Annotated in this window: 3 protein-coding genes; all 3 read left to right on the top strand. The window is 43.3% G+C overall.

What is annotated here, in order from left to right; all coding sequences use genetic code 11:
* Positions 1–2,282 (top strand): hypothetical protein (locus KHS79_RS25600; RefSeq protein ID WP_212722997.1); only part of this gene is annotated, 2,282 nt, incomplete at its 5' end.
* A 14-nt stretch (positions 2,283–2,296) separates the two neighbouring features.
* Positions 2,297–2,749 (top strand): hypothetical protein, encoded by a 453-nt coding sequence (locus tag KHS79_RS25595; protein WP_027708889.1) that lies wholly within the window; start codon positions 2,297–2,299, stop codon positions 2,747–2,749.
* Positions 2,750–2,951: 202 nt separating this feature from the next.
* On the top strand, positions 2,952–4,025 hold the full coding sequence (locus KHS79_RS25590; protein WP_212722996.1) for a transposase: 1,074 nt from the start codon (positions 2,952–2,954) through the stop codon (positions 4,023–4,025).
* Positions 4,026–4,405 lie beyond the last annotated feature (380 nt).

The following is a 4,405-nucleotide window of genomic DNA, read 5'->3' as shown; positions in this document are numbered from 1 at the left end:
GCCCCTATAACGCTGGGGTGGCGATTGGTGATGTGAGTCCGACGTTACCGGATATGCCACCGCCGCCGATTAAACCAGCGGGTGGGGGCTGTGGTGGCGCGGCCATGGTGGTGATGGTGGTTGTGGCAGTTGCCGCTGCCTGGGCTGGTGGTGCTGTGTTTGCGGGAATGGTCAAAGCATTCGGTGCTACTGTGGCAGGTATTGGTGGAGGCATACTGGCAGCAGGTGTGACGTCCCAAGCGATTATGCAGACGGGCGCTATCTTAACCGGGCAGCAAAATGGGTATCACTTCTCCTGGAAAGAAGTTGCCAAGGATGGACTCATGGCGGCTGCAAGTGTGGGGGTTGAAAAGTGGGCTAGTAGCTCTGCTGATGCAGTTGCTAAAGCAAAGGCCGCAGGCGAGTCGATATCCACTATGCAAAAAGTGGGTAATGCTGTTCAAGGTTCTAGAGGTTATATGGCTGCGGCTAAAGCAACTGCTCGTCAGCTGGTATCCAGTGCAATGGACCGAGAGCATAAGTTTAGCTGGAAGTCGATTGCGGCTTCAGCGATTGGGGCTGAGTTAGGTGGAGCGGTTAGTTCTTCAATTGGTTCTAAAGTAGGCGCTGATAACTGGGGTACATTTGCGGCAACCTTAACGGAGACATTCGTGTCTTCTGCTGTTGAAACCAAAATCTTTGGTAATAAGTTCAACTTTAAAAATGTTGCACGCCAAGCCGTTGGGCAGGCCATTGGAGCTTCATTAACTAAGACCTTTGATGGGTGGATGAAGGATGATCCGCGTGATCAACAGGCACCACAAAAAGCCAGTGCTCAGAAAAATAACCATGTTACACAAAGTAAGTCGAACTGGGCTGTGGCTAATGAGCGTGGGCAAGGGAAGTTGGAGAGGGATAACCAAAAGCGCCTTCAAGATAATGACTCAAACTTCTATCAGCTAAGTTCTTCGGTTGTGCAGGAAAGTATTGTGCTTGATGAGCGTAAGAGTTTAGAAGAAAGCTTAGAAGGGCAAGCTGACTTCGCTTGGTTGGCTAAGTATGGTTTGGCAAGTAATGGTGGGGGGGGGACGCCGCCAGTACAAAGAGACGAATACAATGAAAATTATAATTTTTATCAGTTAGATAGTTCATATGCATTATCTACTCATCAGGGGGAAAGTGTTGGGTATAGGTTAGGGGATAGCCGGCTTCCTAACAGGTCAAGTGACATAAAGGAGCCTAATTTATGGGAGATGATATTTGGAGAGAAGATAGTTAGAAGCTTGGAGTTGATGACTGAAGTATTTAGTAATGCAAGTAACTCATCCAGTGGCTTTATTGGAGCAGCATTAGGTGATGATGTTTGGGTCAATGATCAAAAAGGTTTTCAGTCAGGATGGACTGGCTCAAAAGGAGACTGGTTTGGTTTAGCTAAAACATCAGGAAACTTTTTATCTTCAATCGCTTTTAGCCAGTTTCCTTCTGGTGAGCATCAAATGGTTTCGGAATTTTTTACTCCGGGGGAGGATGAAGTTGCTGGTAGTAAAGTGTTTATGCAATATGGTTTACCTGCGACTGCTGTAGCATTAGTTTTAACTCCAGCTGGGAAAAAAGCCTTTGGTAAGTTAAGTTTTAGATCACAGTCTTACCAGAAAGTTGAAGGTCTACATGGTTGGCATCCGGCTGAGTATAGTTATAAATATAATGGTGAGTTGGACATACCAAGTTTCAGTGGCAGTGGTTATGCCTTTAATAATGTTAGTTTATCAACAGCGTATACTATAAATACTGGTATAATTGACGGTGGGTATGGGAGGTTTGCTTTTGTTCCAGACAGTAGCACTCCAAGGATAACAACCACTGTAACGGGTGGATCTGACGAAATCCTAGCGCTACCTGCACCAGGGCAACGTACTTTTACTCTTGATGAATTACGTAGTTTAGAAGGTCGTCAAAAATGGGAGGCTGGAGAAACTTACGTTCAGGAATTGTATGGTTCTACTGGCCAGCGACATTACCCTGTGCCTGGAACAGGTGGTCGCTTTGTTGATGCGCCAGCTGATTTGCCAAATGGTGGAGTATTAGCAAACGAAGTTAAAACTTATCAGCAGACAGTAAGCTCAGGTGGGCTTAATGAAGTACCTCTGAATAACAAGATTTACCAGCAAATAGAAAAAGACCTCTATCTGAGGGATACCGTACCGGGCTACGACCCACGGTGGAATTTCCTTGAGGCGCCGCCTTCGCAAGACCTTTCCAGAATACTTGAATTAAATAGAATTATTCATGTTACTTACGAATGATATGAGAGAGGCTTATGAGAGACCTAACGGCTGAAGAAAAAGCCGAGTTAGAAAAAAGAAAAGCTGGGTTTGATGCGTTCCGAGAGGAACGCATGCCTGTACTACATAAATTTGCTGAAATATTAGGGTGCCCAAATCCGCATGAAATATTAATCATGCCTGATAAGTTTCTGCCCTATATCAGCAAGTATATGGAGGAGCAAAATGTGGAAGGTGATAATCGAACTTGGTTGTTGACAAGGATCGGTTATTTTATTGGGGAGTTACTTGTCTGTAAATTTGATGGGTGCTGGATGGTCGATGAGAGGATTGAGTCAGACTCTTTCTCAAGATATGTAATAGGAGAGTTTGGTTATTCTGAGCCCGAGAAAGTAATCGACCCATTTCTATTGGCGCAAGTGTATGTTGATACTCCGCCCCCTAGAAATTTAGTTGAGCAGCTGGATGCTGTAGCAAAGGCCTTTTAATGGAAATAACAAAGCCCAGCTATCGAGCTGGGCTTTTACGTCGTCGGAAAAAAAAGGACAGCCAAGATTTGACTGTGATTAAAAAATAGCCAGAGGAACAAAAAAGAGGACAGCCAAGATTTGACTGTGATCAAAAAATGGCCAGGAGTGTGGGGCTATACTTCTGGTTGTAAAGTAGTCAGTTTTGAGTGGAGGTTTAGGGATGACACGGCCACGAAGTGAGTTAGTCAGTGTGGCGGATACACCGTTTTATCATTGTATATGTCGGTGTGTTCGTCGTGCTTTTTTGTGTGGCGATGATCGGGTGACGGGGCAAAACTTTGATCACCGAAAAGCCTGGTTGGTTGAGCGGCTCGCTGAGTTGGTTAAAGTGTTTGCCATTGATATTTGTGCTTATGCGGTGATGTCAAATCACTATCATTTAGTGGTCCGCATTAATGAAGAAAAGGCGGCACAATGGACGGATGATGAAGTGATTCGTCGTTGGCGGAAGTTGTACCAAGGACCTCCAATGGTTCAGCGTTATTTAGCAGGAGCTGTGCTGGATAAGGCGGAGCTTAAAGTCGTTAATGATATTGTTCAGCAATGGCGGATACGGTTAACGGATTTATCATGGTTTATGCGCTGTTTAAATGAGCCGATTGCTCGATGGGCTAATGATGAAGACGGCTGTAAAGGGCGATTTTGGGAAGGCCGCTTTAAAAGCCAAGCGTTACTGGATGAAGCCGCATTATTGACGTGTATGAGTTATGTTGACTTAAACCCGGTCCGTGCAGGAATGGCTGAAACCCCAGAAGCTTCAGATTTTACCTCAATTCAAGCGCGAATGATTGCATGGGTAAAACGCCAACGAAAAAATAAAAAACAAAATAAGTCGTTTGTTCGAACTACTAAGTTACCTAAACAAACGTTGCCTACTGTGCCTTTATTACGCTTTTCGGGTAATGAAAAACAGGGAAAACCCAGTACCATATCTTTTTCATCAAAAGATTATTTGCAGCTTGTTGATTGGCTCGGTCGAGCTATTCGAGATGATAAGCGAGGTGCTATTCCTAGTAATATGCCTCCTATCTTAGCTCGATTAAATATCAATCATGATGAATTACTAACTTATGTGAGTAAAAAAGAAAAACGGTTTATTGATGTGATGGGGACTGAAAATAATTTTAAGAAAATAGCAAAACAATGGCAGCGTAAGTTTATTAAAGGAATAAGGCTAGCTAAACAGTTATTTTCTAGACAAGCTGTTTATATACCCTTGACGAATCATTTTTAGGGTTTGTTGTCAGCACTCTTCACCCCAGTCACTTATTAATATAAGCTCCGGGGGCTTCATCGCTTGACGGCAGCCTCTAAAAACCCTTCGTTATGGGTATATATAAGGTTTGGTTAAAGCATTATGTGGTTGTATGCAATGAGTTAAATGATTTTTTTAAATATAAATAATGGGTGTCTCTTTTTTTTAACCTCAACTGGCGCAATTAATAGGCTAAAAAGTCGAGGATCGCGTGAATTAAGGTTCATTTAACTAGGGCCTGTTAACACTAATTCTGTTACAATAGGCTCATGGAAATTACAACAGAACAATTTAAAATAATAGAACACTTGCTACCTGTTCAGCGTGGTAATGTAAAACTATCAAATATCCAAGTGCTC

This window comes from Zooshikella ganghwensis, from assembly GCF_018263875.1.
Taxonomy (GTDB): Bacteria; Pseudomonadota; Gammaproteobacteria; order Pseudomonadales; family Zooshikellaceae; genus Zooshikella; species Zooshikella ganghwensis.
The sequence above is the reverse complement of the archived record's forward strand: the minus strand, read 5'-3'. Positions and strand labels throughout refer to the sequence as shown.